The organism is Streptomyces sp. NPDC001728, assembly GCF_040297565.1.
Taxonomy (GTDB): domain Bacteria; phylum Actinomycetota; class Actinomycetes; order Streptomycetales; family Streptomycetaceae; genus Streptomyces.
In genome coordinates this window covers 10,241-35,834 of record NZ_JBEOZK010000017.1, presented here as the reverse complement: position 1 = coordinate 35,834, position 25,594 = coordinate 10,241, and the positions used below count along the sequence as shown (strand labels likewise).

The 25,594-nt window shown below is 72.9% G+C and carries 20 protein-coding genes and 2 pseudogenes; 7 read left to right on the top strand and 15 right to left on the bottom strand.

The annotated features are described in order from the left end of the window. Positions 1 to 91 precede the first annotated feature (91 nt). Positions 92 to 1,282 (top strand): cytochrome P450, encoded by a 1,191-nt coding sequence (locus ABT154_RS23810; RefSeq protein WP_351858815.1) that lies wholly within the window; start codon positions 92 to 94, stop codon positions 1,280 to 1,282. 284 nt (positions 1,283 to 1,566) lie between these two features. After that, positions 1,567 to 1,848, top strand: a complete 282-nt coding sequence (locus ABT154_RS23805; protein WP_351858814.1) for a hypothetical protein — start codon at positions 1,567 to 1,569, stop codon at positions 1,846 to 1,848. 63 nt (positions 1,849 to 1,911) lie between these two features. Here the strand turns inward: ABT154_RS23805 and ABT154_RS23800 are convergent, their stop codons facing one another. From ABT154_RS23800 to ABT154_RS23785, 4 genes are read right to left on the bottom strand one after another with little or no spacing between them, the layout of a single operon-like run. Then, positions 1,912 to 3,117, bottom strand: a complete 1,206-nt coding sequence (locus ABT154_RS23800; RefSeq protein ID WP_351858813.1) for an ABC transporter permease — start codon at positions 3,115 to 3,117, stop codon at positions 1,912 to 1,914. Further along, the gene (locus ABT154_RS23795) at positions 3,114 to 3,791 is read right to left on the bottom strand and encodes an ABC transporter ATP-binding protein (RefSeq protein WP_351858812.1); all 678 of its coding nucleotides are present in this window, start codon (positions 3,789 to 3,791) and stop codon (positions 3,114 to 3,116) included. The genes ABT154_RS23800 and ABT154_RS23795 overlap by 4 nt, the downstream gene beginning before the upstream one ends. A 47-nt stretch (positions 3,792 to 3,838) precedes the next feature. After that, complete coding sequence (locus ABT154_RS23790; protein ID WP_351858811.1) at positions 3,839 to 5,035, bottom strand: peptidoglycan-binding protein; 1,197 nt, start codon at positions 5,033 to 5,035, stop codon at positions 3,839 to 3,841. Positions 5,036 to 5,037: 2 nt separating this feature from the next. Further along, positions 5,038 to 5,565 carry a hypothetical protein gene (locus tag ABT154_RS23785; protein ID WP_351858810.1) on the bottom strand — a complete coding sequence of 176 codons (528 nt, stop codon included), beginning with the start codon at positions 5,563 to 5,565 and terminating at the stop codon, positions 5,038 to 5,040. A gap of 231 nt (positions 5,566 to 5,796) precedes the next feature. Here ABT154_RS23785 and ABT154_RS23780 point away from each other — a divergent pair, with 231 nt between their 5' ends. The 3 genes from ABT154_RS23780 (at position 5,797) to ABT154_RS23770 (ending at position 8,408) form a co-directional block, all read left to right on the top strand. Next, positions 5,797 to 6,453, top strand: a complete 657-nt coding sequence (locus tag ABT154_RS23780; protein ID WP_351858809.1) for a response regulator transcription factor — start codon at positions 5,797 to 5,799, stop codon at positions 6,451 to 6,453. Continuing rightward, positions 6,450 to 7,622, top strand: coding sequence for a sensor histidine kinase (locus tag ABT154_RS23775; protein ID WP_351858808.1), 1,173 nt, complete (start codon positions 6,450 to 6,452; stop codon positions 7,620 to 7,622). Before ABT154_RS23780 ends, ABT154_RS23775 begins: the two co-directional genes overlap by 4 nt. A 201-nt stretch (positions 7,623 to 7,823) precedes the next feature. Beyond that, positions 7,824 to 8,408, top strand: coding sequence for a TerD family protein (locus ABT154_RS23770; protein ID WP_351858807.1), 585 nt, complete (start codon positions 7,824 to 7,826; stop codon positions 8,406 to 8,408). Positions 8,409 to 8,827: 419 nt separating this feature from the next. Here the strand turns inward: ABT154_RS23770 and ABT154_RS23765 are convergent. Next, positions 8,828 to 9,061: pseudogene (locus tag ABT154_RS23765) on the bottom strand (N-acetyltransferase); the annotation flags it as partial. Positions 9,062 to 9,182: 121 nt separating this feature from the next. Here ABT154_RS23765 and ABT154_RS23760 point away from each other — a divergent pair. Then, positions 9,183 to 9,266 (top strand): annotated as a pseudogene (locus ABT154_RS23760) (transposase); the annotation flags it as partial. Between the two features lie 387 nt (positions 9,267 to 9,653). On the opposite strand, the gene ABT154_RS23755 reads toward ABT154_RS23760, so the two are convergent. Further along, positions 9,654 to 10,721: a serine hydrolase domain-containing protein gene (locus ABT154_RS23755; protein WP_351858984.1), complete on the bottom strand. Its 1,068-nt coding sequence runs from the start codon at positions 10,719 to 10,721 to the stop codon at positions 9,654 to 9,656. A gap of 976 nt (positions 10,722 to 11,697) precedes the next feature. Here ABT154_RS23755 and ABT154_RS23750 point away from each other — a divergent pair. Beyond that, positions 11,698 to 13,383 carry an amidase gene (locus ABT154_RS23750; protein WP_351858806.1) on the top strand — a complete coding sequence of 562 codons (1,686 nt, stop codon included), beginning with the start codon at positions 11,698 to 11,700 and terminating at the stop codon, positions 13,381 to 13,383. Between the two features lie 138 nt (positions 13,384 to 13,521). Here ABT154_RS23750 and ABT154_RS23745 read toward each other — a convergent pair whose 3' ends face one another. From ABT154_RS23745 to ABT154_RS23705, 9 genes are all read right to left on the bottom strand, one after another. Continuing rightward, positions 13,522 to 15,195: a PucR family transcriptional regulator gene (locus ABT154_RS23745; RefSeq protein WP_351858805.1), complete on the bottom strand. Its 1,674-nt coding sequence runs from the start codon at positions 15,193 to 15,195 to the stop codon at positions 13,522 to 13,524. After that, positions 15,192 to 16,109: a serine hydrolase gene (locus ABT154_RS23740; RefSeq protein WP_351858804.1), complete on the bottom strand. Its 918-nt coding sequence runs from the start codon at positions 16,107 to 16,109 to the stop codon at positions 15,192 to 15,194. The genes ABT154_RS23745 and ABT154_RS23740 overlap by 4 nt, the downstream gene beginning before the upstream one ends. Next, positions 16,106 to 17,212, bottom strand: a complete 1,107-nt coding sequence (menC, locus tag ABT154_RS23735; protein WP_351858803.1) for an o-succinylbenzoate synthase — start codon at positions 17,210 to 17,212, stop codon at positions 16,106 to 16,108. The genes ABT154_RS23740 and menC overlap by 4 nt, the downstream gene beginning before the upstream one ends. Then, the gene (locus ABT154_RS23730; protein WP_351858802.1) at positions 17,209 to 18,084 is read right to left on the bottom strand and encodes a GNAT family N-acetyltransferase; all 876 of its coding nucleotides are present in this window, start codon (positions 18,082 to 18,084) and stop codon (positions 17,209 to 17,211) included. Before ABT154_RS23730 ends, menC begins: the two co-directional genes overlap by 4 nt. Further along, positions 18,081 to 19,157, bottom strand: coding sequence for a M20 family metallopeptidase (locus tag ABT154_RS23725; RefSeq protein ID WP_351858982.1), 1,077 nt, complete (start codon positions 19,155 to 19,157; stop codon positions 18,081 to 18,083). The genes ABT154_RS23730 and ABT154_RS23725 overlap by 4 nt, the downstream gene beginning before the upstream one ends. A 94-nt stretch (positions 19,158 to 19,251) precedes the next feature. After that, entirely contained in the window at positions 19,252 to 20,628 is a 1,377-nt protein-coding gene (locus ABT154_RS23720) for a serine hydrolase domain-containing protein (RefSeq protein WP_351858801.1), read from the bottom strand. 316 nt (positions 20,629 to 20,944) lie between these two features. After that, positions 20,945 to 22,942 carry a S9 family peptidase gene (locus ABT154_RS23715; protein WP_351858800.1) on the bottom strand — a complete coding sequence of 666 codons (1,998 nt, stop codon included), beginning with the start codon at positions 22,940 to 22,942 and terminating at the stop codon, positions 20,945 to 20,947. Beyond that, entirely contained in the window at positions 22,939 to 23,697 is a 759-nt protein-coding gene (locus ABT154_RS23710; protein ID WP_351858799.1) for an ATP-binding cassette domain-containing protein, read from the bottom strand. Before ABT154_RS23710 ends, ABT154_RS23715 begins: the two co-directional genes overlap by 4 nt. Continuing rightward, complete coding sequence (locus ABT154_RS23705) at positions 23,694 to 25,592, bottom strand: dipeptide/oligopeptide/nickel ABC transporter permease/ATP-binding protein (RefSeq protein ID WP_351858798.1); 1,899 nt, start codon at positions 25,590 to 25,592, stop codon at positions 23,694 to 23,696. Before ABT154_RS23705 ends, ABT154_RS23710 begins: the two co-directional genes overlap by 4 nt. Between the last annotated feature and the right edge of the window lie 2 nt (positions 25,593 to 25,594).

The window sequence follows — 25,594 nt, the reverse complement described above, 5'->3', positions numbered from 1 at the left end:
TCCACCCACCGGTGGCACGGCGTCTCGTCACCGCTCAACTTGGAAGCAGTCAAGGCCTCAACCAGGCCCTATGCGCAGGGGGAGACGTTTCGTGGAGCAAGCGGCAGCCGTAGACCCGATTCTGGATCTGGCCCGTCCGTCGATCCTGCGGAACCCCTACCCGGCGTACGCCCGGATGCGGGAGACCGCCCCGGTCTTCTGGCACGAATTGCTCGGTTCCTGGGTGCTGACCCGGCACGCCGACTGCCTCGCCGTGCTCACCGACAGCAACCGTTTCGCCTCCGACTGGCGCCGTGCCGGCGAGGACATCCCGGCCCCGCTGCTGAGCGTCCAGACCCTCGACCCGCCGGAGCACACCGCCATCCGGCACCTCCTGCTCGACGGCTTCCGCGCCCAGGACCGCCGGACGCTCCACGAGGAGCTGGACCGGTGGATCGCCGAACTCCTCGCCGAGCTGGCCGAGCGTCCCTCGTTCGACTTCGTCGGGGAGCTGGCCGAGCCCGTCGCCCTCCGTTTCGTCACCGCCTTCCTCGGCGTACCGGCGCCCGACCTCGACTGGTTCGTGCCCATGTCCCGTACCGTCGTGGACGGCATGGACGCCGGGCTCTGGCCGGAGAAGCACGAGCCGGCCGTCGTCGCGCGGGCCCGGCTCGCGGAGTACGCGGGCGGGTGGCTCGAAGCTCCGCCCAAGGAGGGCCTCATCGCCCACGTCGCCGAACACGCGGCGGACAGCGGTGTCGCAGAAACGGTTCTTCGCAACAGTCTGCGCGCCGTCCTCCACGCCGGCTACGAATCGGCCTCCCGGCTCCTCGGCAACGCCGCGGCGGCCCTCCTCACCACTCCCGGCGCGCTCGCCGCGTTCCGGGCGAGCCCGTCGACGGCCGTCGACGAACTCATCCGGTACGACGCACCCGTCCAGGCGGACGCCCGGGTCTGCGTCACCGACACCGAACTGGGTGGCGTCACGATGAAGGCGGGTGATCCGGTCACGCTCTTCCTCGGCGCGGCCAACCACGACCCGCTCCGTTTCGGCCACCCCACAGAGCTGCGACTCGACCGCGCCCCGAACCCGCACCTCGGGTTCGGCCGCGGGGCCCATGCCTGTCTGGGCGCGTCCATGGCGATCCGGCTCACCGGATCGGTCCTCGGGACCCTGGCCACGGACCACCCCCACGCACGGGCGGTCGCGGAACCCGAACACCGGCGCAATCTGACCCTTCGCGGTCTCGACCGCTTCGAGGTCACGCTGCGCCCCCATACGGGGGAGGAGGTCACACCATGAAGTACTGGCACTGAAAACACTGAGCGCGCGCCCGCCCATGAGGCGGGACGACGCGCCCGTGCACGGCACACGTGCACCCGCCGGAGCCCGAGTCGGCTGCACGACCGGGCTCCGGCCCCTTCACAGGGCCCGGTCAACCTCCACGACCGAAAGCCCTCCATCCGGACACTTCGCGTCGTCCGCGTCACGAGAGCGTCGCCGGGGCGGTCCCCGTGACATCCTCGGACGAACCGCCCACGCCGTATCCAGTCGTGGGCCTTCGTCGTCCTGCGCGGAGGGACACCATGCTCATCAGCCACACCCTGCGTCACCACGTCCTGCACGTGACCCTCCACCGCGACCTGGACGTCACCAACCGGGCCGCCGCCGCACTCCAGGTCCAGGCCCTCGTGCAGGCCCACCGGCCCACCCGGGTGGTCCTGGCCGTCCCGAGCGCGGACCCCACCCCCGCCACCCTCAGCGCCCTGGCCCGCGCCCACCGCATGTGCACGAGCCTCGGCATCCCCCTCGCCCTCACCGGCGCGAGCACCCGCACCCGCCGCCTCCTGGACGTCACGGGCGAATGACCAGGGGCGGGGGAGGCGGAACAGGCGCTGCCCCCCGGCCCCCACCCCGGGGTCACACGGGCGTCAGGCCGAGCGCAGGGCGTCCGTCGGGGACACTCCGGCCGCGCGCAGGGCCGGGTAGATGCCGGCGACGGCGGCCACCAGGACCGACACCAGGGGTCCGGCGACGACCGTGTACAGCGGGACGGCGGCCGGCCAGCCCTGCCCGAAGGCGTAGCCGTAGACGGTGAGGCCGCCCACCAGCAGTCCGCCGACTCCTCCGATGAAGCCCAACAGCACGGCCTCGATGAGGAACTGGACGGCGATCTGGCCGCTACGGGCGCCGAGCGCGCGGCGGAGTCCGACTTCGCCGCGCCGCTCCATCACGCCCACCACCATGGTGTTCGCGATGCCGACGCCGCCCACGAGCAGGGCGACGGCGGCGAGGGCGAGGACCAGTCCGGTGAGGGAGTTCTTGGTCTCGGCGCGTGCCGTGTACAGGTCCGAGGGGCGGCTGACGGCCACCGTGCTCGGGTGAGCGGGGTCCGCGGTGGCACCGGCCACGGCCTGTACGGCGGGAACCCGTTCGGAGTGGGCCCTGAGGTAGACCATGGCGGCGGTGCCGTCGGAGCCGAGGTCGGCGGTGGCCTTGGGCCAGCCGACGAGCGCGGCGGTGCCCAGCTCGGGCGCGAGTTCGTTGGGAGCCAGGATCCCGATGACGGCGAACCACTGGCCGCCCAGCCAGACCCGCTCGCCCGGCGCGGTCACGCCGAGCCGCTGGGCGGCCTGGTCGCCCAGCACGGTGACCGGGAGGTGCTCCCCGGCCCTGTCCAGCCAGCGCCCGCTGCTCAGGGTGGCGTGCAGGACGTCGAGCAGGTTGAGCCGGGCCGCCAGGACGGTGAGGCTGCCGGTCTGCTGGACGGGAACGAGGTCGTTCCGGTAGACCTGCGCCTTGGTGGCGCCGGTGGCCGTGACCTGCTGTACGGGGGCGATGTTGGCGAGCATCTTCTCCGCTGTGGGCGGCAGCGGCACCGGCTTCTGGTCGCTGCCGTTGCCGGGGGCGACGGTGAGCAGGTTGGAGCCGAGCTGGTCCAGACGCTCCAGCAGGTGCGCCTGGTTGGAGGCGGATATCCCGGTCACGGCGATGACGGCTGCGATGCCCAGCGAGACGCCGAGCGCGGACAGGGCGGAGCGCATCCGGCGCGTGCGCGGCCCGATCATGCCGAGGCGCAGCATGTCCATGGGGCGCAGCCGGGTACGGCGCGCACGGGGGGTCTTGCGAGGGGTCATCGGACGGCTCCCGCGGTTGTCCGGCCCTGCTCGTCGAAGTCGATGCGGCCGTCGTGGATACCGATGCGCCGGGGGAAGGAAGCGGCCAGTTCACGGTCGTGGGTGATGACGACGACGGTGGTGCCGTTGGCGTTCAGGGTCCGCAACAGGTCGACTGCGGCGGCGCCGGAGACGCTGTCAAGGGCGCCGGTGGGTTCGTCCGCGAGCAGCAGCGCGGGGCGGGCGACAAGGGCGCGGGCGATGGCGACGCGCTGCTTCTCGCCGCCGGAGAGCTGGTCGGGGTGGTGGTGCAGCCGGTGTCCGAGGCCCACCTCGTGCAGGGCCTCGACCGCGCGGGCCCGGCGCTGTGCGGCGGGGGCACCGCTGTAGAGGAGGCCGGTGGCGACGTTCTCGACCGTGGTGAGACCGGACAGCAGGAAGAACTGCTGGAAGACGAAACCGATCCGGTGGGCGCGCAGGGCCGCCAGCTCGGGGTCGGAGACGGCGGAGAGGTCGCGCCCTTCGAAGCGCAGCTGTCCCGCCGTCGGCCGGTCGAGAGAGCCGAGCAGGGCGAGGAGGGTGGACTTGCCGGAGCCGGAGGGGCCGACCACGGCGAGGAGTTCTCCCGCCTCGACGGTGAGGTCGATGCCGTGCAGGACGCGCAGCGGCGGTGATCCCGGGTACTCCTTGGTCACGCCTACGAGTTCCAGTACCGGGGTCGTGCCGGCCGGCCGGGGGAGCGTCACTTCGGGATCACCACCTGGTCGCCCGCCCGGACGTCCCCGGTGATCTGCGCCTTGGCGTCGGCGACCAGCCCCAGCTGGACCCTGACGAGCCGGGTGGCGGAGCCGTCGGTGACCTGGACGCCGTAGCCGCCGCCGTCCAGGGCGAGCAGCGCCGTGACGGGGACGATGAGCGCGTCGCTGACGGTGGTGCCGATGACGGTGACGGTCGCGGAGGACGGCCCGGCCTGCGCGGCCTTCCGCTGGCTGTCGAGGGCGATGGTCACGGTGGTCTTGTCCGCGCCGCCCCCTCCCTCCTGGCCGTTGTCCCCGCCGCTGTCGGAGCCGGCCCGGATCAGCGACCGGATGCGGCCGTCGACGGTGGAGCCGTCGGTCAGCTTCACCGTGACCCGGCCGTTGGGCTTGAACTGGGAGAGCTGGTTGTCGGCGGGCTGCACGACGGCGACCAGCTCGGTGCCGGTCACGGTCATCAGCGCGGTGCCCCCGAGGGCCGAGCCGAGCTGCGCGCCCAGATGATGGATCCGTACGGCCGGCCGCGGCAGCACGACGACCCTGCCGAGCGCGACGGTGCCGGTCTGCTTCTCACCGAGGGCCTTCTGCCAGCGCTTGACGGCGGTGGCCGTGCCGGTGGTGAACTTCTGGTCCACCGCCAGGCCCAGCCCGTCGGCGTGGCCGAGCGCGATCAGGTTCCGCTTGAGCTGCTCGACGTCCGGGCCGTCGGTGACACCGGGGCCGAGGTCGCGCCACATCGGCCGCTCACCGGTGAGCAGTACGACGGGCCGGCCGTCCACCTCGTACAGCTCCGCACCGGCCTTGACGACCTTGCCGACGGCGGGCAGCGCGGTGACGGTCCCACGCCCGGCGGCGACGACGGGGGTGGGACCGTCGTAGGCGAGGGCGCCGCCGACCTGGATGCCGCTGGACAGCGAGCCCTGCTGTACGGGGGCGGTGGCGTGGTCGACGGACTGCTGGACGGAGGGGGAGCCGGGGCGCTCCCAGGGGCGCGTGGCGGCGAGCACCCCCGAGCCGCCGAGCACGACGACGAGGGCGAGCGGTACGACGATCCTGCGCCCCCTGCGCCGCACGGGTGCGGGCGAGCCGGCGGCGGCCGTGGTGGTCTCAGCGGTGGTGGTGCCAGCGGCCGTGGTCCGGGTGGCGGTGGTCTCGGTGGCCGTGGTCTCGGCAGGGCGGCTCATGGTCACTCACCGATCGAGTAGCCGGGCATCGGCAGCTTGCCGCAGGCGGGTTGTATGGCATCCCACCGGGCGACGTTGAACGTGGTGGGGGTGAACTTGAGGACCCCGGTCTTGGGGTCGGGGTCGGGAATGTCCGCGTATCCGTTCTTCCGCGCGCACGCGACGAAGGCACGAGCCTGCTCGACGAACTTCGCGTCGTTCTTCTGCGTGGCCTGGTGGATGCCGGGAACCTTGGCATCGCAGAGCTTGCTCGCAGCTTCCATACCGTCGGCTCCGGCGGGATCGCCGACGCCGGCGGCGGGGAAGGTGATGTTGCCGTCCTTGTCCTGCTCGACGCTGTTCTGCCCCTGCTGGTGCATGCAGTTCACCCAGGCCCGCCGCACCGCGTCGTCGTCCTGCGGCTTGTCGCGTCCCGTACCTCCGCCCCCCGCCACATCGGGTGCCGAGGACGGTGAGGAACAGCCGCTCACCGCCAGCGCCGCCGTCACGGCCGCCGCCGCCAGTGCTGTCCGTACGATTCTGGTGCGCATCTTCTGCTTCTCCCTGCTGGAAGCCGGTTTCGACTCCAGCAGTTCTACGGACCGTCGGGTTAGCCATCCGTGAGAGTGTGTCTAACCGCTGGCTCACATCTGCCGGGGCATCCTTGGCCTGGCCCAGGACGGCAGGACCGTACGCAGGTCGGCCCAGGGGCACAGGAGCCCCAGGGCACAGGAGCCCCAGGGCACAGGGGCTCAGGTCGCGGTCGAGCGGAGTGGAACGGAATGCGCGTACTCATCGTGGAGGACGAGGCGGAGCTGGCGGCGATGCTCGCCGACGGTCTGCGCGCCGAGGGCATGGCGTGCGACGTCGCCCACGACGGTGCCCGCGCACTCGAGATGACGGCCGCCGCCGAGTACGACATCCTGCTTCTGGACCGGGACCTGCCGAAACTGAGCGGGGACGCCGTCTGCCGGGCCCTTAACACCGCGGGCTACCCCGCCAGGATCCTGATGCTCACCGCCGCCGGCACTCTCGCCGATCTGGTCGACGGACTGGGGCAGGGCGCCGATGATTACATGGCCAAACCCTTCTCGTATCTGGAACTGATCGCCCGGCTGCGCGCTCTGGGCCGCCGTGCCCCCGCAGGCAGCGGCGCCACCGTGCTCAGCAGGCGCGGCGTCAGCCTCGACACCGTACGCCGGGCCGCCGAACGCGACGGCCGGCCGCTCAAGCTCACCCCCAGGGAACTCGGCGTCCTGGAACTGCTGCTGGCCGCCGACGGCGCCCCGATCGGCACCGAACAGCTGCGGGACAGCCTGTGGGACGCGGCGCTGGACCCGGCCACCACCGCCGTACGGGTGACGGTGCACTCCCTGCGCCGTAAACTCGGCGACCCACCGCTGATCACCCACGACCCGGGCTACGGGTACCGGCTGTGATCCCGTACAGGCTGCCCCTGCGCGGCCGGCTGACCCTGGTGACCACGTCGCTGTTCGCGGTACTCGGCTGCGGGCTGCTCCTGCTGAACTGGCTGAGCTCCCGCGACCTCCTGGAGGCCAACCGCGGTCTCGTCGTATCCGAGAGCGATCTGATCGCTCCATCCTCCCAGCCGTCGCCGACTCCCTCCGGATTCCCGCCCGGGTCCTCCCTGCCCGCCGCGACCACCACCCCCGCCGAGAGCTTCGCCAACTTCCAGGACGTCGTCCTCAGCGACCTGCTGGTGCGGTCCCTGCTCCTGCTCGTCGTCTTCACCGCACTCGCGGCCCTGCTCGCCTGGTGGGCGAGCCGCCGCTCGCTGCACCGCCTCAGCCAGGTCACCGCGGCGGCCCGGCGGATCAGCACCGGCAGCACCCTGGACGAACGGCTCGCCCTGACCGGCCCCAACGACGAGGTCCGCGAGCTCGCCGACACCTTCGACGCCATGGTCGGCCGCCTGGACCGCAGCTTCACCGCCCAGCGCCGCTTCACCGCCCACGCCTCGCACGAACTGCGCACCCCGCTCACCGTTCAGCGCACCGCCCTGGAGATTCCGCTCGCCCAGGGGCGGGTCCCGGCCGATCTGAGACCCTCCATCGAACGGGCCCTGGAGGCCAACGCGCGCACCGAACGCCTGATCGCGGCGCTGCTGACCCTGGCGCGGGGCGAGAGCGAAGAGCTGACGCCTCAGTCGGCCGACCTCGCCGACACCGCCGGAGACGCCCTGACGGACGTGGCCGACGAGGCGCGGGCGTCGGGCACCCGCATCACCGCCGACCTGCGGCCGGCCCCGGTCGCGGGCGACCCTTCACTGCTCCGGCAGATCGCCCTCAACCTGCTGACCAACGCGGTGCGCCACAACCACCCCGACGGCACGGCGACGGTGACCACCGGCACCACGAACGGCCGCGCCTTCATCGAAGTCACCAACACCGGCCCGGTCCTCGACCCGCAGGAGGTCCCCGCACTGTTCGAACCGTTCCAACGCGGCCCGGAGTGCCGCGGCGAGGGCTCCGGACTGGGCCTCGCCGTAGCCCGCGCGATCACCCTGACCCACCAGGGCCAGGTCACCGCCCACCCCCGCCCCGACGGAGGCCTCACCGTCCGAGTCGAACTGCCCCGCCGCGACTGACGGCGCCCAGGGCTCCTGTCGCCCGTCCGCCGGGGTGACTATCTGGCGAAGAGCGGTGCTCAGGGCGCCGGCGGCAAGGAATGTGCGGGTCCAGGGGGGGGCGCACGCACCTTCAGAACCGTTGGACCCACCCTGGTCGAGGAACCGTCAGGTGCCCTGGCACGCTCTGGGGTGTAGAACCTTCGACAAAGGATGACGCGCATGATCACGCTGACCAAGGAAGACGGCCCCGCGGACCTGGACGGGGTGACGCACCTGTCCATAGGCGTCTCTTGGGATCCCACCGCCGGCAGCTCCGGCGGAGTGCTGGGCAAGCTGCGCCGCAAGACCGGCACCGACCTCGACCTGATCGCCGTCGCGATGCAGGGCGGTGACCCGGTGCGCCTCGCGGGGCTGGACTCGCTCGACCCGATGGGCAACGGCTCGCTGGTCCACAGCGGCGACAACCAGACAGGGCACGGTGACGGCGACGACGAGATGGTCACCGTCGAGTTCGCCCGCGTTCCGCCCAACATCACGTCGATCGTCTTCGTCGCCGCCGCGTACAAGAAGGGCAGCTCCTTCCAGAAGGCGCGCAACATCAGCTTCAAGGTCTATGACGCGACCGGGGGCAGTTCCCAGCAGGTCGCCGACATCTGGCCGAGCCTGCTGACCCAGGACAACGGCTGCGCGGTGGCCAAGGCGATGCGCGTCGGCGACGCGTGGAAGCTCGAAGTGATCAATGCGACGGGGAAGATCAAGCAGGGGGACGAGCACGCCCTGATGCGTTTCGCGGTCAGCAAGTAAGAAGTACGGGATTGCGGTGAGCCAGGCGCTCTATGGCGAGCGGTCGTGGAATCCGCTGGCGCGGACGGTCGAGCCGACAGAGGAACAGCTGCGCGGGGGCGGCAGGACAACGCCGCCGGGCGAGCTGGACCTGGGTGCCATGGCGGAGGCGTATCAGCGCGGGAACCGGCTCGGTGGCGGAGGGCCGAGCGGCCGCTGGATCGGCTGGCCCAGGATGCCGGGGTCGTACCGGCGGCCTGCGTCACCGGCACCAGTACGCCGGTGAGGGTGCGGCAGGCCGCCGACTTCGCCCGGGAGCTGGGGGAGTTGGCCGTGCGGCTGAGCGGCGGGCCGGAGGGTGTGCGTGCTTCTGGCCGGCCGTGCCTGGAGCGAAGACGTCCCGCTGTGGATCGCCGCCGCTGGAGTCGGGCCACGACCACTTACGTGTCGGGATGCTCCGGCAGGGCGAGCCAGTCCGACCAGGAGATCTCGCGGCCGAGGAAGCGCGGCTCCTCGAACGGCCAGTCAGCGGCGATCCACTGCGGCACCAGCGCGTCGAGGGCCTGCTCGACCTCGCTGCCCACCAGCTCGTCCACCACCCACCAGGAGATCTCTCCGTCCGAGCCGGCCCTCTCCGGTGGGTCGATGTAGACACAGCCGAGCAGAACGGTCTCAAGCCCTTGCCCGGCATGAGAGGGCGGTTCGTGAAGTTTTGAGGGGTTCTGTCGTCGCCTGATGGTGTGGGTGCGGACGGAATCTTCCGGTCCGCAGCCGGTGGCCTCCTGATGTGGTGGGGTGAGTGAACGCAAGCCATACCCAAGCGACTTATCGGACGAGCAGTGGGCGTTGATCGAGCCGGTGATCACCGCGTGGAAGGACCGGCACCGCTCGGTCAGCGGCCACCAGGGCGCCTACGAGATGCGGGAGATGCCCCTCAGGTCAGCAAACGGTCAGCATGCGTCCCCGCTTGCCGGCCTGCGACCGGCAAGCGGGGAGGTTGAATCGGAGGTCTTCCTTCGCAAGGCGGTCCGGCTGAATCGAGGAGAACAGCCGCCTCTGGTCCTGCGTCCGAGAGGCGGCCCGGTGACGCTCGTGAGCATGGGCCCGCCGGGGCATCGGTCGCCGGTCCCGCGAGCGGGAGCGGCGACCGACACCGTCAAGCGCCGGTGGCGGCAGGGGGCCACCCACCGGCCTGACCCGCCCTCATCGGGCGTCTGCGGCCGCGGCGGAGGAGCGGCAGCTTTCCGGGTTGGGTCGGTGAGGGGGTCAGCGGCACAGTGCCGTTTCGACGGCGGCCTGGGCGTGCTGATCGGTGGCGCTGTCGGCCGGCATGGCGGTCAGCGCGATGTTGACGGCACGGCCGTCCTCCGTGACACCTCCCAAGGTGGCGTATCCCGGAATGGTTCCGCCGTGGCCCCAGTAGACGCCGCCGCACGGCAACGGCGTGCTGCTCAGGCCCAGTCCATAACGGACACCCGGGGCGCCTGCGGGGACGGTGGTGCGCATCTGGGCGAGCTGGGCCGGGGGCAGGAGTTCGCCGCCGAGGAGTGCGGTGTAGAAGCGATTGAGGTCGCTGTTGGTGGTGATCACCGCACCCGCGGCCCAGCCCCAGGACGGGTCCAGTTCGGTGACATCGCGCCAGGGCGAGTCGGCTGTGTCCCGGTGGTAGCCCTTGGCGTGGGGCTCATGGATGGTCATGTCTCCAGGTGTGGGGAAGTAGGTGTGGCGCAACCCGATGCGGTCGACGATGCGCCGGTTGATCTCCTCGCCCAGCGGGCGGCCGGTGACCTTCTGGATGATCAGGCCCGCGACCAGGTAGTTCGTGTTGTTGTACTCCCACTTCGCGCCCGGGGAGAAGTGGGCCTTCTGTACGAGGGCGCTGTCGAGGAGCTCGCGCGGCTCGTAGTACCTCTGCGGATCCTTGAGGACCGCGCGCTTGTCCAGGTATTCGGGCAGACCGCTGGTGTGCTGGAGGAGTTGGCGGATGGTGATGTGTCGTCCGTCGATGCCTTCGCCGCGCAGCAGGCCGGGCAGATAGGTGTCGACGGGGGCGTCCAGGTCGAGCTTCTTCTCGGCGACCAGCTGCAGTGTGACCACGGCTGTGAAGGCCTTGGTGTTGCTGGCCGCCCGTACCTGCCCGTCCTTGGGTACCTTCGCGCCGGTCCTGAGGTCGCCGAAGCCCGCGGTGTAGTGACGCGTCCGGCCCTCGCGGTCCACGACGCTCGCCGAAGCGGAGGGTATCTGGTCGTCGACCACCAAGGTGTTCAGGCTCTTCTGGACGGGGTTCGGCTTGGCGGCGGAGGCCGCGGACGGGAACAGCGCGCCGGTGGTCATGACGGCCCCGGTGAGCACGGTCACGGCGAGCCTCCGTCGGCCGCCTCGCGAAAGAGTGGGGCGGAACCTCGGCGATACACGTGCATGCATGGAACAACTCCTGTCGGTAGGGAACGACATCAGTGGGTCAGTGAGAGGCGGTCGTGGTGTGACGGGCCCGCCGGTGGCTCGGCCTGCTCCTGTGATGGGCGCGGCTCAGGAAGGAACGGCTTTCCGCCCGTTCCCCCGCCGAGGACGGGGAGCACGAGAGAGGCGGGACCTGGTGCCTCTACGTGGTGCGAGGAGACTTTCGGCGGTGTAGCGGCCGGCGGGCCTCGTGGAACCCGCGGCCGACCCCGTCCGGCGCGGTCCCCTCGCCGTAGGACCGGGAGACTTCCTCAAGGGACACGGTGAACCGCGTTGGCCCGCGTCGTCATCGGTTGCATGGTGGGTCCCCCGGTTCCTTGATCGGTCAGAACGGATACCGAACGTAACCGCGCGAGACGAGTGGACGGCAGCGGTCCCTCTCCCCGACCGGGGGTGTAGCGGGCTCCACCTGCCCGGTGCAGCGCGGGCCCATGACAGGGGAACACCCGTGAAGTGCCGTCCCGACCGAGGGACCTGAACGCAAGGGCGCTCCACAGCCTACGATCCGCGAGGTATCTGCTGGAGGGGTTCACCACCCCTCTGCCTTCGCCGGCCGGTGACGTTCTGTCGCCGCTCGTCCGCTTCTCGCTGATCCCCGCCCCGGCCCCGCCGTGGGCGGTGCGGCCGTTGCAACTACTGCGGTCCCTGGCGGCGGTGACCGTGCGCTCCTGAAGGATGTCGGGCACGAGATCGTGGCCGTCGTGGGGAGAACGGCCACCCCTTCGGGAGGTGTAGTCCGCACCCCTCCCGAAACGGGAGTCATCCCTGTCGTTCCGAAAGGACGCCGTTCATAGGTTCCTTTGTACGGACACAGGGCCTTCCTTCCCTCGCCTCTACGGAGAAGCAACTGATGCGCTCACTCACTCGAACCACCGGACGACACACGGTGATCGCGGTATCGGCAGCCTGCCTGATCGTTCCACTGGCGGCCTGCGCACCGGACGGCGGACCGCGACCGCCCGCTTCCACCACCTCGACCGGCGCAGCAGCCCCGTACGCGCCGAAGAACGACGGGAAACGCGACGGACGACTGGACGAGCGGCTGGACCGCACCACGATCCTCGAACTCCAGGAGGAGATGAAGGACAAGCGGCTGACGTCCGAAGAACTGACCCAGGCGTACCTGGGCCGGATCCATCGCCTCAACCCCCGCCTCCATGCCGTCGTCACCGTGAACCCGGACGCGCTGGACCTCGCGCACAAGAGCGACGAGCGGCGCCGCACCGGTGAAGTGCGGGGGCCGCTGGAAGGCATCCCCGTTCTCATCAAGGACAACATCGACACCGCGGACCGCCAGCCCACCACCGCCGGCTCCACGGCCCTGTTGCACTCCAAGCCGACACAGGACGCCTTCCTGGTGAAGAAGCTGCGCGACGCGGGTGCGGTGGTCCTGGGCAAGGCCAACATGTCGGAATGGGCCAACTTCAGGTCTCCCCGGCAGACGGCCGGATGGAGTGCCACGGGCGGCCAGACCCGAAACCCCTACGTACTCGACCGGAGCCCCTGCGGATCGTCCAGTGGCTCCGCGGTCGCCGCCGCGGCCGCCCTGGCCGCCGTGACCATCGGCTCCGAGACCGACGGCTCCATCGTGTGCCCCGCGAGCGTCACCTCCACCGTGGGCGTCAAGCCCACCCTCGGCATGGTCAGCCGCAGCGGCATGATCCCTATCACCGGCAGTCACGACACCGCCGGCCCGATCGCCCGCAACACGACGGACGCAGCCCTGGCGCTCTGGGCCGTCCATGGATCGGACGCCGCCGACACGGCCACCTCTGACGCCGACACCGCCCTCCCCTCCGACTACCGCGAGGTGCTCGACCCGAACGCCCTGCGCGGCAAGCGCATCGGCGTGTGGCGCAAGGGACACACCGGCATCGACCCGGACGTGGACCGCGCCTTCGACATTGCTGTCCAGCGGCTCCGAGAGCTCGGCGCGACCGTCGTCGAGGGCGCGGACGTGGCCGACTCCCAAGACATGATGCGCAAGGACATGCTTCCAGCCGTGCTGACCGAGTTCAAGCACGACCTCAACGCCTACCTGGCCGCCACCCCGGGCCCCCACCCCAAGAACCTCACCGAACTCATCGCGTTCAACAAGCGGAACTCCACCGTCGAGATGCCGAAGTTCGGCCAGGAACTCTTCGAGATGGCCGACCAGACCGACGGAGACGTCAACGCCCCGGCCTACCGCCGGCACCGCAGCGCCGCGACCTGTCAGGCCCGTCAAGCCATTGACGACGTGCTCGCCGACCACCGGCTCGATGCCATCGTCACCCCCACCAACATCCCCGCTCCCACCGTCGAAGCGCTCGACCCCACCCCCTTCGAAAGCTCCACCCGCAACTCCGCGGTGGCCGGCTACCCCCACATCACCGTGCCCGCCGGCTACGCACGGGACACGCTGCCGCTGGGCGTCTCCTTCCTCGGAACGCGCTACAGCGACGCGAACCTGCTCAGCTACGCGTACGCCTTCGAGCGAGCCACCCCGGTCCGCAAGGCGCCCACCTACCTCCCGACCCTGCCCGGCCGGTCCTAGCCGACAGGATTTCGCTGCCTGAGTGGCTGTGTTTCTCGACGGACTCGGGCCGCGGAGCGTCACCGAGGCCGGTCGCCTGAGCGGTGGGTACCTCGCCGAACGCGTTCGGGCCACGGCGCGCTGTCCGGATCGACCACGTCATGGCCCGGTGTTATCCGTCTCCCCCTGCCCCTTCCGTTGGTGGCGTGCGGGTTGGGCCGGACGGGACGGAGCCGTTCCTGGAGGGGTGGGCGGTGTCAGGCGGAGGTGAAGCATCGCCTCGAAGCGGGCCGCCGGGTCGCCGGGATCGAAGCCCGATACCTGCGCGAGGCGTTTGAGTCGGTAGCGGAAGGTGTTGGGGTGGACATGGATCGCGGCGGAGGCGCCGATGACATCGCCGAAGTTGTCGAGCCAGGCGGCAAGCGTCTCGGTGAGCGCGCTGTGGTGCTCGGCGTCGTACGCGCGGAGACGGGTGACGGGATCGTCGGACGGATGGGAGTCGGTGTGGACCTGGTCGGCGAGATCGAGGAGCAGGGAGGGCAGGTAGACGTCTTTGAGCGCGGCGGCGCGGTGGGGAGTGCCGGTGGCGGTGAGCACCCGCAGGGCGCGGTCGGCGTCGGCGCGCGAGCGGGGCAGATGGCTCGGGTCGGCGGCGGGTCGGCCGATTCCGATGACGGCCGGGACCCTGCTGCCCACCCGGGAGAGGAACGCGTCGGCCACGCGTGTGGCCGTCTCCTCGGCGCTGCCCGGCAGCACGGCGTACGTCACGTCGCCGAGGTACGCCGTGGCGGCCCGGGGATGGACCGCGGAGAGGTGAAGCGCGAGTGCTTCCGCGGCGCGACGGCCCGTGGCGAGCAGGTCGGGAGCGATGTCGTCGCCGAGCACGGCGAGTGCCAGGACACAGGCCGGCTGGTGGGTCAGCCCGAGTCGGGCCGCGGCCCGGGGCGCGGCGGCGCCCCCTTCCAGGACGGTGGCCACGAGGTCGGCGCGCAACCGGTGTCCGACGTCCTCACCGGCCCGGCGACGCAGCAGATGCAGCGCGGCGACGTTCGCGGCCTCGGCGAGTGCGCGTTCGCCGTCCGGGCCCAGGCGGTCCCGGATGATCACCCAGATGGACCCGAGGATCTCCCCGCCGGCCCGGACGGCGATCGCCGCCCGGGGCTTGTCGTGCGGACCGGCGACGTACAGCACCCCCTCGTTGCGGTAGAGCGCGTGGAAGGCGCCGCGGGCCTCCAGGTCGCGCAGCTTGTCGGCCGGCACCTGACGGTCCAGGACCGTCGTGATCCGGGCCGGGTCGCCCTCGTCCTGACGGCTGGAGAAGGCGAGGACCTTCCCGCCGCGGTCCTCCACCGTGACCGGACCGTCGAGGAGCGCGGCGATCGCGTTGGCGAGGGCGAACAGATCGCCCGAGAGCGGGTTGTCCCACGGCGCGCCGCCGGGGTCCTCGTCCGCGAAGTCGTCGACGGCCAGCAGTCCGCGCAGCAGCGCGGCCGCCTGGGCCCAGGAGGCGCCCGGGGCGAGTCCGAGGACGGGCACGCCGGTACGGTCCGAGGCCGCCGTGACCGTCTCGTCGACGGCCACCGGGGACCGTACGACGACCGCCGCCGCGCCGAGCCCGGCCGCCCGCTCCGTCAGCGCGGCGACCGAGTCGGAGCCGGCGACGCCGACGCCGAGGACGACGGCACCCGGCCATCGCGCGGGCTCCTCCAGGGGATCGTGGATCAGCACGCCGGACACCGGACGGGACGGGTCGGGCGTGCCGGCGGCGAGCTCCACGAGGGTCGACCCGAGATCGGCCAGGACCCGCCCGAGGACGACCGGGGCCGTGGTCATCGTCCCGCCGCCACCGGGGCCCGCAGCGCGTCGACCGCGATCCGGGCCGCCCGCCCGATGGCCCGGTCCGCCGCGGGAGCGAGCTCCCGTGGCCTCGCGGCCCGGGTGAACACGGCGACCGCGTAACGGCCGCCGTCGGGGTGCTCGACGACTCCGGCCTCGTTGCGCCAACCCGGCAGGGTGCCCGTCTTGCCCGCGACGCGGTAGCCGTCGCCGAATCCGGACGCCAGCCGGTGCGGCCAGATCTGGCGGGCCATCACCTCCCTCACCTCGCGGCAGGCCGCGGCCGGGCCCGCCTCGTCCCGCCAGATCTGGGTGAGGAGGTCGGCCGTGTCGCGGGCCGTGGACCGGGTGGTACGGCCCGGGTCGCACACGGACAACCGCGTGACCTCCTCGGCGGGCAGAGCGGCGAGTACGGGCTGCGCCTCGGCCAGGGAGGTGACGCCGAGGTCGGCGAGCAGCGCGCCGACGAGGTCGGAGCAGCCCCCCACCAGACGGGTCCGACGGCGGCCGAGAGCGGCGAGGAGCCCGTTGACCCGGGCGAGACCCACCTGGCGCAGGACGACGTCGGTGGCGGCGTTGTCGCTCATCGTCAGCATCATGCCGACGAGGTCGCGCAGACTCATCTCCACCGCATCCACGCAGCCGGAGGTGCCGATGCCGCCGTCCCGGAACCGTAGCGGCACGGGATGGCGCTCGGTGCGGTCCAGCCGGCCGGCCTCCGCCTCGCACGCGTACGCCAGGGCGATCGGGATCTTGAAGACCGAGGCCGCCGCGACGGGGGCGTCCTCATCGAGGCCGACGGCCGCCCGGCCGTCGATGTCCCGGGCGAAGAGGTGCCCCCGGACCCCGGCTTCCGCGAAGACGGCCTCCATCGCCCGGCGCGCGGCGACGGCCGTGAGGACGGTGCTCATGGCGTGATCCATTCGGTCGACACGGTGACGTCGGCGAGCAGCCCGGGAACGGGCGTCACTCCGAGCCCCGCGCCGTCGGGCACGTCGAGGTGCCCGTCGCGCAGGACGAACGGCTCGGTGATGTCCGTGCGGTAGTAGCGGTCCGACGCCGAGACGTCGCCGGGGAGGGTGAAGCCGGGGAGGGCCGCCAGCGCGACGTTCGCCGCCCGGCCGAGCCCTGTCTCCAGCATGCCGCCGCACCACACGGGCACCCCGTGCGCGGTGCTCACGTCGTGGATCCGCCGGGCCTCCAGATAGCCGCCGACCCGGCCGGGCTTGATGTTGACGACCGCGCACGCGCCCAGGGCGATGGCGTCGGCCGCCGAGCGGGCGGACACGACCGACTCGTCGAGGCAGACCGGGGTGCGCAGCCGCTCCGCGAGCAGGGCGTGGGCGCGCATGTCCTCCTCGTCGAGCGGCTGCTCGATCAGGAGCAGGCCGAACTCGTCCAGCCGGGCCAGGTGGGGGGCGTCGGCCAGGGTGTACGCGGTGTTGGCGTCGACCTGGAGCGGCACGTCCGCACCGAACCGCTCCCGCACGGCCCGCACGGGTTCGACGTCCCAGCCCGGCTGGATCTTGAGCTTGATGCGGCGGTAGCCCTCCTCCAGGTATCCGTCGACCGCGTCGAGCAGCTCGGGGACCGAGTCCATGATGCCCACCGAGACGCCGGCCGGGACCCGGTCCGAGGTGGCGCCGAGCCACCCGGCGAAGGACAGCGAGCGGGCCCGCAGCCACGCGTCCAGGACGGCCATCTCCACCGCGCTCTTGGCCATCCGGTGCCCCTTGAAGGAGGCCAGTGCCGGGGCGACCGTCCACGGGGTCACCTCCGGCCGGGCGAAGAGGGCGGGCAGCAGGTGGCGGCGCAGCACGTCGGAGGCCGCAGCGGTGTACTCGGAGGAGTACACCGGGGAGGTCATGGTGGAGCACTCGCCCCAGCCGTCCCCTCCGGTGGTCTCGATCCGCAGCAGAAGGAGGTCACGCGTGGTCTGTGTGCCGAAGGACGTCCGGAACGGCGAGACCAGGGGCATCGCGATCCGGCGCAGTTCCGCTCCGAGGATCTTCATGCGTCAAACTCCAGACGTGGTGACAGGACGTACCAGCCGTCCCGGGTGAAGGTGGTGACGGTGTGTCGCCCGTCGGCCATCAGGCCGCCGAGGACGTCGCGCACGGCCGGGCGCCAGGCGCCGGCGACCGCGCGGTCGCCGGCGCGCAGCGCCTCGATGTCGGGCGGGACGCGGACCAGGACGGTCCGCCCGGACAGGTCGCCGGGCCGCCCGCCCCTGACGGGGTGGGCGTCGGGGCCGATGTCGAGGGCCACCACGGGCGGCTCTCCGGTGCGCCCGCTGCTCGGCGTGGGACGGGGGGCCTGCCCGGCGGTGAGGTCCCAGCGCACGAGCAGCCGGTCGGAGTCGGTGCCCGCGTTGACGCCGTCCCGCATGGCGCCGTAGAAGTTCGGAAGGTACTCCGTGGGTACGGCGCCGAGTTTGCGGAGGTTGAAGTAGGCGTTGCGGCTGACCAGCGGATCGTACGTCCACGTGATCGTGGAGATGCCGCGGGCGAGCGACCAGGCACGCTGGTGCAGTTTGAGCGCGAAGCCGATGCTGCGGCCGACGGCCCCGACGTCGACGGCGGCGATGTGGGAGTGGAGCCCCGTGGTGGACAGCAGCCCGAGGCACGTGCCGATCATCCGGCCGTCCTGCTCGACGGCGACGACGTAACTGCCGGAGTGGGCCAGCACCAGGAGGAGTTCCGGAGTCATCACGGGGTTGTCCGGTGCCGGGCGCCACACGCGGTGGAGCAGGTCGCGCGCCTCGCGCATGGCGTCCAGGTCGTGCAGCTCGCGGAGGGTGACCCCGGCGGCCAGCGCGGCGCGCTCGGCAGACAACAGGGCGGGACCCAGCTCCTTCGAGGGAGTGGTGCGCGGGCCGGCTATCACGACCGCCCGCACAGCTCGTCGACGAGCGCGGCCAGCAGCGCGGCACGCGTCGGGAGTTCGGCGACGAGGACGTGCTCGTCGTCAGCGTGCGCGCCACCGCCGACCGCGCCCAGGCCGTCCAAGGTGGGGGTGCCGACACCGGCGGTGAAGTTGCCGTCGGAGCCGCCTCCGACGGCCGCGCCCCGCAAGGGCCCCAGGCCGAGCGCCGTGTGCAGCTCCTCGGCCAGGCCGAACAGGCCGGCCGACGAACGGGCCGGGAGCGGGGGCCGGTTGAGGCCGCCGGTGAGGGTGAGCCGGGCGCCGTCCAGCGTGCACGCCAGACCGCGCAGGGCGGAGTCGACCCGCAGCTGTTCCCGCTTCGTCCGTGCCCTGACGTCGATCTGGAGGGACGCCGTGTCGGGCACGGTGTTCCGGGTCGTGCCGGCGCCGGCGACGGTGGGCGTCACGGTGGTGCCGGCCGCCCGGTCGGTCAGACCGTCGACGGCGAGGACCTGATGGGCCAGCTCCGTGGTGGCGTTGACGCCCCGCTCCGGCTCCAGGCCGGCGTGCGCGGCGCGCCCGGTGATCGTCAGGTCGTAGAGGGAGGCGCCCTTGCGTTCCGTCTTCAGCGCCCTGTCCTCGGCGGCCTCCAGGACCAGGACCGCCCCCGTGCGGCGGGCCTCGTCCTCGATCAGGGCGCGGGAGTCGGCGGAGCCGCCCTCCTCGTCGGAGGTGACCAGGATGGTGACCCCGTCCAGGTCGTCGAGGCTCGCCAGCGCGTGGAAGAGCTGGACCAGACCGGCCTTCATGTCGAAGCAGCCGGGCCCCGTGAGGACGCCGTCCGTGACCGCGAAGGGGTGGGTGGCCAGGGAGCCGACCGGCCAGACGGTGTCGAGGTGACCGAGCAGCAGGACCCGGTCGCCGCTGCCGAAGCGCCAGCGCAGGTGCGGCCTGCCGGTGTCCTGGAGCCATTGCGGGGACTGGCCGGTGAGCCGGGTGCCGAGCGCGGCCAGGACGGCGGCGCAGTGGGCGACGGCGTCGACGTCCGACGTCGGGGACTCCGCGGTGACGAGGGCCTCGACGTCGTCGATCATCTCGGGGAGCCGGGCCCGCAGCCGGGCGACGGCGGCGGGTGAGGCGGAGCGCGGGCGCGCGGGAGTGCGGGGCCGGGCCGTGGAGGGGTTCATCTCAGCTCACCTTCGGGGTCGCACGGCCGCCGTGGTGCACGAAGCGCGAGCCGTCGGGCAGGGTGAAGAACGCGACCGGCATCCAGCCGCCGTCGTCGGGGCGCCGGGCCACGAAGGTCCCGGGCGACAGGGGGCGCAGCGGATACTCGGTCTCGGGCCGCTCCGCCAGACCGGCCAGGATCCCGGTGAAACGGTCGCGCAGCAGCAGCCCGCCGTCCCGTTCGACGACCTCGATCCGGGTGGAGCTACGCTCGTACACGCCCGTCACGTCGGCCGGGTCCACGTCGACCGGGGCTTCGGCGGGGAGCAGGGGAGCCGGCATGGACACGCCCGCGAGTTCGTCGGCGATCTCCCGGAACAGCTCCGCGTACAGGGCGCCGGCGTTGCCGCCGTTCGCGAACAGGCAGATCGCGAGATCGACCTCGGGCAGCACCCGCAGGTACGCGCTCTGGCCGATGGTGCTGCCGTCGTGCCCGTACGTCGCGAGTCCGTCCCACTCGCCGAGCACCCAGCCGAGGCCCCAGGCACGGCCGGCCGGGTACGGACCGGGTAGTTCGACCTGCGGGGTCTGCATGGCCCGCACGGAGTCGCCGCTGAGCAGCCGGGTGCCGTCCCCCGTGGAGCCTCCGTCCAGGTGGAGGCGGACGAAGGCCAGGACGTCGGCGGTGGTGGAGCAGATGAGACCGGTCGGGCCCGTGGAGCGTGCCATCGACCACTCCGCGACGACCTGCGGCGGGTCGCCGTAGTGTCCCGTGGCGGCGCGGTGGCGCAGGACGTCGTCGGGGAGGGTCGCGGTGTGGGTGAGCCCGAGGGGCCGGAAGAGCCGGTCCCGCATCAGGGCGTCCCAGCGGATTCCGGTGACCCGTTCCATCACCCGGCCGATCAGCGTGTATCCGGCGTTGCAGTACGACATGGTGGCACCGAGCGGATGACACGCCGGCAGGTCGGCGAGCAGTTCCGCGTACCGCTCCAGACAGTCGTCGCCCCGGCCGGTGTCCGGGAAGTAGTCGCCGTCGATGCCGCTGGTGTGGGCGAGCAGATGCCGCAGCGTCACGCTCCGGGTCAGGTGCTCGTCGGCGAGGCGGAGCTCCGGCATGACCTCGACGAGGGGGCGGTCCAGGGTCAGGGCCCCCTCGTCCACGAGACCCATCGCGGCCGTGGCGGTCCACACCTTGGTGATGGAACCGATCTGCCACAGCGTGTCGGTGGTCGCCTCGATCCGGGCACCGGCGTTGGCGAGGCCGGCGGCGGCCTCGATCCGCCGCCCCTGGTACCAGATGCCCAGACCCGCTCCGGGCACCGAGTGGCGGGCGGCGAGTGCGGTCAGACGTGCGGTCCAGTGGGCCGTGTCGGGAGGGACGGTCGGTTTCGCGGTCACGATGAACTCCTGAGGGGCGCGTGGATCGTGTGGGTGGCGCGGTTCGTGTGGGTGCGCGGACGGTGTGCGTGGCGCGGGTGGTGTGCCGCCGCGGAGGGCGGGTGCCGGTCGCGGCTCCCCTGCCTGGTGGGGCGGAGGGCCGCGACCGGCCGTGCGGAGGCCGGCCGGATGGGGCGGGGTCCGTACGGGGCGGAGCCGGTGCCCCTCGTGGGGGCGGCTCCGGGCTCGGCGGAGTCGGCGTCAGGGCGACGCGGAGCGCCGAGAGTCGGGGGCCGGGCGCCGGTGAGCGCGGAGCCCGGCGGGCGGGTGCCGGAGGTCAGCGGGAGCTGGCGGGTTCGGGGGCCGAAGCGGCGTGCGGGACCGGGCCGCCGAAGGGGCGGAGAGTGTGCCCGGTGACCCAGTCGACGACACGGCGGCAGTAGTCGGCGCGCTGCGACGGCCGGCCGTTCAGGACGAACAGGTGCGAGCCGCCGGGGTAGAGGACCATCCGGACGGTCACCCCGCGGGTGCGCAGCGCGTGGAACCACTGCTCGGCCTGGCCCGCCGGGCAGACGTCGTCGGCCAGACCGTGCAGGATCAGCGTGGGGGCCCGCACCGCGTCCACGTGGGCGAGCGGGGAGAGCTCCCGCCGCCGGTCGGCGTCCGCGATCTCCTCGTGCGCGATCTCCAGGCCCTCCACGGAGGTGGCGACGAGTGACGGCAGGTCGGCGATCAGACCGCCCGGCACGACCGCGGCGAAGAAGTCGCTGCGGGCGGAGAGCCAACAGCTGAGGTAGCCGCCGTAGCTGTAGCCGGTGAGGGCGATCCGCTCCGGATCGACGAGCCCTTCGGCGACCAGCGCCCCGACCGGCTCCAGCACGTCGCGCTCGTCGCCCTCGCCCCAGGCGTCGACGGCGGCGGTGAGGAAGTCCTCGCCGTAGCCGTCGCTGCCGCGGATGTTGAGGGCGAGGATCGTCCAGCCGCGGCTGACCAGCTCCTGGTGGTAGAGGTGGACGGGGTCGGCGTGCGGGGCCCAGCAGTTGTGCGGACCGCCGTGGAGATCGACGAGCAGCGGCCCGCCGGCGGGTGTCCGGGGGTCACGGGTGACCAGACCGTGCACCCGCGTGCCGTCCGAGATCACGAACTCCCGCTCGGTGACGGGCGCGAGCGTCACCTCGGGGAGCGCCCCGGCCATGTGCGCGGTGAGCCGGGCGAGTGCGCCGGTCTCCAGGTCGAGGAGCGCGATCTCCCCGTACGAGGCGCCGTCCGCCACGGCGAGCGCTGCCTTCCCCGCCGCGACCGAGCAGCCCGACACCCCGCTGCCCGCGGGAAGCGGAAGCTCCACGGCCGCGGCGCTCCCGAGGCCGGGTCCGTCGTCCAGCGGCAGCCGGTACGGCCGGGTGGCGCCCCGGTCCCGGGCGCAGAAGACGACGCTCTCGCCCTTCGAGCCGTGGAACTGGGGGAGGGCGCCCGGATAGCCCGAGCCGCCGGACATGACGTTGCGGTCCAGTCCGACGGCGAGCGCCGTGGGCGCCGAGCCGTCCAGCGGTTGGAGCCGCAGCGACTCGTGGCCGGCCCCGTGGGCGGTGCGGCCGGTCAGCAACAGGGCGTCGCCGCCCGGGTGCCAGGCGACCGCGCGGACCGGTCCGACGGCGGGCCCGACGGGGGTCGGCAGGGGCGAAGGGCCGAAGGCGTCGACGACATGGGCGGCGACGGTCCCCGTGAGGTCGTAGTCCCTGCCGACGACGGCGGGAAAGGCCAGTCGGGTGCCGTCCGGCGACCAGGCGGGCGTACCCGTGACGTGGAAGTCGCCGAGGGTCAGCCGGGTGACCCGGCCCGAGGCGGTCTCCACGACGAACAGCTGGGTGCGGGCGGTGCCGCGCATGCCCTGCCCGTCCACCTTGCCGAGGCGGTCCACGATGACGGGTTCGTCCGGCGCCTGGCGGTGGACCTCGGCGGTGACGGCGATCCGCGAGCCGTCCGGGCTCCACACGGGTATCGTCGCGCCGTGGTCGAGCTCGGTCAGCCGGCGGACCTCGACGTCGTCGAGGCGGAGCAGATGGAGCTGCCCGCCGCGCAGGAACGCCAGGGTCGTGCCGTCCGGGGACCAGCTCGGGGTGTGGTCGTCCGGCCCGGAGGTGAGGCGGTGGGGAGCGGGGCCCGCCGGCCCGCCGCCGGTGGAGACGAGCCACAGCGAACGCACCGGCCGGTCGAGCCCGGCGTCCTGGGTCGTCAGGGTGTACGCGACGCGGCTGCCGTCGGGCGCCAGCGCCGGCTGGTCGGGGATCGCGAACCGGTACAGGTCGTCGATGCGCAGGGGCCTGGTCGTGGTCACGGGGTCTCCTCCAGTGTGGGAACGCAGGACAGCAGGGACGCGGTCACCGCGTGGCCGGGGGCGTGCAGGACCCGGTCGGCGGGCCCGTGCTCGACGAGCCGGCCGCGGTCCATCACGGCCACCTGGTCGGCCAGGTAGCGGACGACCGCGAGGTCGTGGGAGATGAAGAGCAGGGAGAAGCGGAGTTCCCGCTGGAGACGGCGCAGCAGGTTGAGCACGGCGCCCTGGACGGAGACGTCGAGCGCCGAGGTGATCTCGTCGGCGACCAGGACGCCGGGCCGGGCCGCCAGCGCCCGGGCCAGCGCGACGCGCTGCCGCTGGCCGCCGGAGAGCTCTGCCGGGGTGAGGGGCGCCCGGCCGGGATCGAGCCCGACGAGTTCCAGGTAGTGTGCCGCCTCCTCCGCCCGGGCCCGCGCGGTCGCCCCGGGCCGGGGCGACCACCGCGACGGCGGCAGCGCCTCCGCGACGGCGGCGCCGACGGTCATCCTCGGGTCGAGCGAGGCGTACGGGCTCTGGAAGACGAGCTGCACCGGGCCACGGCGGGGCCGGTGGGCCACGGGCGTGCCGTCCACGAGGATCTGGCCCCCTGTGATGGGCGCCAGTCCCACCGTGGCGCGGCCGAGCGAGGACTTGCCGCACCCCGAGCCGCCGACCAGGCCGGTGATCCCGCCGTCGGGGACCAGGAGGTCGACGCCGTCGACGGCGGTGAAGCGGCCGTAACGGACCCGCAGTTGTCGGAGTTCGAGGGAACTCATGCGGTGGCCTCCTCGGTGGTGGACGCGTCCCGGACCTCCGGGATCGGGTTGCCCGGGCCGGGAGCGGCCGGCGTCAGCGGGTGCCAGCAGGCGACACGGGCGGCCGTCCCGTGCGGGACGAGCTCCGGGGCGTCGGTGCGGCAGCGGCCGTCGGCGTGCGCGCAGCGGGCGGCGAAGGGGCAGCCCGGGTGTGCGTCGTCGGGTTCCGGAGGCCGGCCCGGGATCGTCGCCAGCTCGCGGTCCCGGTCGGTGGTCAGGGTCGGTACGGCCCCGATCAGGGCGCGGGTGTACGGATGCGCGGCCCGCCCCGCCAGGTCCGCGACCGGCAGGTCCTCGACGATCCGGCCCGCGTACATCACCAGCACCCGATCGCAGACCCCGGCCACGATCGCCAGGTCGTGGGAGATCAGGAGCAGGGCCGCCCCGGACTCCCGCCGGACCTCGCCCAGCAGGTCGAGCACCTGCCGCTGGACCGTCACGTCCAGCGCGGTCGTGGGCTCGTCCGCGATGATCAGCCGCGGCGTGCCCATCAGACCCATGCCGATCACGGCCCGCTGGCGCATGCCGCCCGAGTAGGAGTGCGGCCGCTGCCGCGCCCGGCGCGCCGCGTCGGGGATCCGGACCGCGCGCAGCCGGTCGACGGCGCGGGCCCAGGCCGCCGAGCGGGCGGCCCGCTCGTGGACCTCGACGACCTCCGACAGCTGCCGGCCGACGCTGAGCGCCGGGTTGAGCGAGGCCATCGGATCCTGGAAGACCATGGCCAGGGCCGTACCGCGGGGCCGTTCGGCGAGCAGGTCCCGGTCCTCGAAGCGGAGCGTGCCGGCCTCCACCAGGCCGGGCGAGGGCACCAGGCCGGCCACGGCCTGCGCGGTCAGGCTCTTGCCCGAGCCGGACTCGCCGACCAGACCGATCGCCTCGCCCTCCCCGATGCTCAGAGAGGCGCCGCGCACCGGCCGCCGCCCATCGGGGAAGGTGACCCGCAGGTCGTGCACCTGGAGCAGGGCCCCGTCGGGGCGGGCCGGCCGCGGCGCGGGACCCGGCGCCGCCACGGCACCGCCGGCGGGGGGCCGCACCGGGCGGCCGGCCTGGGCGAACACCTCGCCGACCAGTGCGAACACCACCCCGGTGAGGACCACGGCCGCGCCCGGAGCGAGCGCCGCGACCGGGTTGAGGTAGAGCCGGTCCAGCTGGTCGTCGAGCAGCCGTCCCCAGTCGTACGACGGCGCCTGCACCCCCAGGCCCAGGAAGGACAGCCCGGAGAAGGCGACCAGGGTGCCCGCCGCGGCCTGGGCCGCGAAGAGCAGACAGGGTTCGGCGATGTTCGGCAGCAGGTGACGGGTGACCATGCGCAGTCGGCCGACCCCGAGGATCCGGGCCGCGGCCACGTACTCCGACCCGGCGACGGAAGCGGTCAGGTTCTGCACCAGCCGCGCCCCGGGCGGGACCATGGCCAGCCCGACGGCCAGGACCGCGCCCGTGGCCCCGACGCCGAAGACGGTCGCGAGGAAGAGGACGAAGAGCAGACCGGGGAAGCTGATCAGGACACCCACGACCGCCGTCACCCCACGCCCCGCGCGACGGCCGAGGACCGCCGGCGCGACGCCGAGGAGCAGGCCGCCGAGCACGCCGATCGTGGTCGCGGCGAGCGTGAGCCCGAGCGTGAGCCGGGTCGCCACCACCACCCGGGCGGCGATGTCCCGGCCGAGGTTGTCGGTGCCGAGCGGATGGACCGCACCGGGCCCCTGGAGCATGGCCCCGGTATCCACCCGCTCGGCGGCGGGGCCCAGGACGACCGGTCCGAGGAGGGCGACCAGGGCGAGCGCCAGGACGCCGGTGAGGGCGGTCAGCCCCACGGGGGTGCGCAGGGCGTGCCGGAGTCGGCATGCGTACGACATCG

Bases quoted from the DNA above. Each gene is read 5' to 3' on its own strand.
- ABT154_RS23805 (WP_351858814.1), top strand. From the start codon at position 1,567: ATGCTCATCAGCCACACCCTGCGTCACCACGTCCTGCACGTGACCCTC.
- ABT154_RS23800 (WP_351858813.1), bottom strand. From the start codon at position 3,117: ATGACCCCTCGCAAGACCCCCCGTGCGCGCCGTACCCGGCTGCGCCCC.
- ABT154_RS23790 (WP_351858811.1), bottom strand. From the start codon at position 5,035: ATGAGCCGCCCTGCCGAGACCACGGCCACCGAGACCACCGCCACCCGG.
- ABT154_RS23785 (WP_351858810.1), bottom strand. From the start codon at position 5,565: ATGCGCACCAGAATCGTACGGACAGCACTGGCGGCGGCGGCCGTGACG.
- ABT154_RS23780 (WP_351858809.1), top strand. From the start codon at position 5,797: ATGCGCGTACTCATCGTGGAGGACGAGGCGGAGCTGGCGGCGATGCTC.
- ABT154_RS23770 (WP_351858807.1), top strand. From the start codon at position 7,824: ATGATCACGCTGACCAAGGAAGACGGCCCCGCGGACCTGGACGGGGTG.
- ABT154_RS23755 (WP_351858984.1), bottom strand. From the start codon at position 10,721: ATGACCACCGGCGCGCTGTTCCCGTCCGCGGCCTCCGCCGCCAAGCCG.
- ABT154_RS23750 (WP_351858806.1), top strand. From the start codon at position 11,698: ATGCGCTCACTCACTCGAACCACCGGACGACACACGGTGATCGCGGTA.
- ABT154_RS23745 (WP_351858805.1), bottom strand. From the start codon at position 15,195: ATGACCACGGCCCCGGTCGTCCTCGGGCGGGTCCTGGCCGATCTCGGG.
- ABT154_RS23740 (WP_351858804.1), bottom strand. From the start codon at position 16,109: ATGAGCACCGTCCTCACGGCCGTCGCCGCGCGCCGGGCGATGGAGGCC.
- menC (WP_351858803.1), bottom strand. From the start codon at position 17,212: ATGAAGATCCTCGGAGCGGAACTGCGCCGGATCGCGATGCCCCTGGTC.
- ABT154_RS23725 (WP_351858982.1), bottom strand. From the start codon at position 19,157: ATGATCGACGACGTCGAGGCCCTCGTCACCGCGGAGTCCCCGACGTCG.
- ABT154_RS23710 (WP_351858799.1), bottom strand. From the start codon at position 23,697: ATGAGTTCCCTCGAACTCCGACAACTGCGGGTCCGTTACGGCCGCTTC.
- ABT154_RS23705 (WP_351858798.1), bottom strand. From the start codon at position 25,592: ATGTCGTACGCATGCCGACTCCGGCACGCCCTGCGCACCCCCGTGGGG.